This window comes from Streptomyces graminilatus, from assembly GCF_001418565.1.
Taxonomy (GTDB): domain Bacteria; phylum Actinomycetota; class Actinomycetes; order Streptomycetales; family Streptomycetaceae; genus Streptomyces; species Streptomyces graminilatus.
In genome coordinates, this window is the sequence record NZ_LIQQ01000804.1 from 1 (window position 1) to 1,966 (window position 1,966).

Sequence of the window (1,966 nt, forward strand, 5' to 3'; positions counted from 1 at the left end):
TCCCGCACCGACTCCCCCGAGGCCAGCCGGGACAGCACCATCAGCGCGTCGAGCGCGTTGGACTTGCCGCTGCCGTTGCGCCCGATGAGCACCGTGAGGTTCTGCAGGGGCAGCGTCTGGTCGGTGAAGCTCTTGAAGGAGTGCAGCCGCACCTCCTCCAGACGGGGAGTCTCCACCGGGCACCTCTCTCATTCGCGTCGCTTGCTCACGCAGGCCGGGCACTGTCCTCCCACCAGCTAAGCAGCAGCCCACGCGAACCGTCCAACGGCACCCGCCCGCCCCGCACGATCACCCGTAAGGGTTCATCACCCCGAACCGTCAGCGGCCCTCCGCCAGCCCCTCCCCCACCGCCGTGAACGCCGGCTTCCGCACGAACCCCTCGTCCATCAGCGTCGCCGCGCCCTCCCCGCCGAAGACACCCGGCACCCACGAGTACTTGTCGCTGAAGCCCCACACCGTGAACGAGGTGCACCGGCGTGCCTGGACGCACGCGTCGAGGAGGCCTCGGAAGTACGTCGCCTGAGTCGCCAGCTTCGCTTCGTCCACCGGGAGGATCATGCGTACGTCGACCTCTGTGAACGCCGTCTGCATGCCCAGTTTCTCGAAGCGGGCGAGGTTCTCGGCGACCTGGCCGGGGAAGCCGTACTGGATGGCCAGGTGCCCCTGGATGCCGAAGCCCTGGACCGGGATCTTGGCCGCCCGCAGCCGCTTCGCCAGCTCGTAGTAGGCCGTCGACTTCGCGTTGACGCCCTCGACGTTGTAGTCGTTGAGGAAGAGTTTTGCCTTTGGGTCCGCCGCGTGGGCCCAGCGGAAGGCGTCCTCTATGTACGACGGGCCCAGCCTCCGCAGCCAGATCGACTCCCGCAGCGAGCCGTCCTCCTCGAAGACCTCGTTCACCACGTCCCACTGATAGATCCTGCCCTTGTACCGCTTCACCTCCTTGGTGATGTGGTTGCGGAGGATCGTCCGCAGCTCGGCCGAGTCGATCGAGCCGTCCGCCACCCCCGCCGTCAGCCATCCCGGCAACTGGTTGTGCCACACCAGCGTGTGACCCCGTACCGCCTGCCCGTGCGCCCGCGCGTAACGGACCAGGTCGTCCGCCGGACCCCAGTCGTACGTCCCCCGGGTCGGCTCCACCGACTCCCACTTCATGACGTTCTCGGCGGTCACCGAGTTGAACTCCCGGGCAGTCGTTCCGCGGTACGTCGTGTCGGCGGCCAGGGCCGCCATGTCCACGGCGGTGCCGATCCGTACGCCGGTGCCGGCCGCCAGTGTCCTCAGCGGGACGGGATTCGGGTGCGCCGACGCCGGCTGGGCGGCGGCCGTGCCGGTGATCAGCAGCGTCGCGGCAAACGCCGCCACGGAAACGCGCATGCGGAAGACGTTCATGTACGGTCCCCTCACTCGGTGTGTACTGCCTGTCTGCTCGTGTTCAGCGGACCCGCCGGCTCTCCAGCGGCCCCAGATACGTCGGTGTCAGCCCGCCCGTGTCGATCACCAGCCGCTGAACCACCACCGTCGGGTCGACGGCCCAGAACTTCAGCCGGTGGACGCCCGCCCCGGCCACCGTGTGCCGGGTCGCCGTCCGGTTCACGTTGTCGGACGTGTGCCGGGCCCACTGCTTGTTCATCAGCCCGTCGTCCGCACCCGTGACCGCGTGGATGTCGACCTGCTGCGGCTCGGCCTCGTCGAACGACACCGCGTAGCGCAGCCCACCCGTGGGCAGTGCGGGGTTGCGCGGCGACAGATACGCCCACACCGTCACCTCACCCGCCGACAGCAGGCCGACCTCGTACTCCAGGCGAGGGGACGAAGCCCCGCCCGGCGTCCGGCGCGGAGCCGTCACCGGCCACGGAGTCATCCCGGCGCCCGTCCGGCCGATACGGTCCAGTTGTCGCCAACTCCCCACTCTCCGCGTGTAGTTGTCGGCGTCGACCGCCACATAACCCCCCGCCTCCACAAAGCC

At 69.1% G+C, this 1,966-nt stretch carries 2 protein-coding genes and 1 pseudogene; all 3 read right to left on the reverse strand.

Annotated features, from left to right (window positions below; all coding sequences use genetic code 11):
• A partial coding sequence (locus tag AOK08_RS44310) for an AAA family ATPase (protein ID WP_157877042.1) occupies positions 1-176 on the reverse strand: 176 nt, incomplete at its 3' end.
• Between the two features lie 142 nt (positions 177-318).
• Positions 319-1,374, reverse strand: a complete 1,056-nt coding sequence (locus tag AOK08_RS41730; RefSeq protein ID WP_422125826.1) for an endo-1,4-beta-xylanase — start codon at positions 1,372-1,374, stop codon at positions 319-321.
• Between the two features lie 58 nt (positions 1,375-1,432).
• Positions 1,433-1,966 (reverse strand): annotated as a pseudogene (locus AOK08_RS41735) (glycosyl hydrolase 115 family protein); the annotation flags it as partial.

Excerpts from the sequence above, each read along its gene's own strand:
- AOK08_RS41730 (WP_422125826.1), bottom strand. The coding sequence starts at position 1,374 with ATGCGCGTTTCCGTGGCGGCGTTTGCCGCGACGCTGCTGATCACCGGC.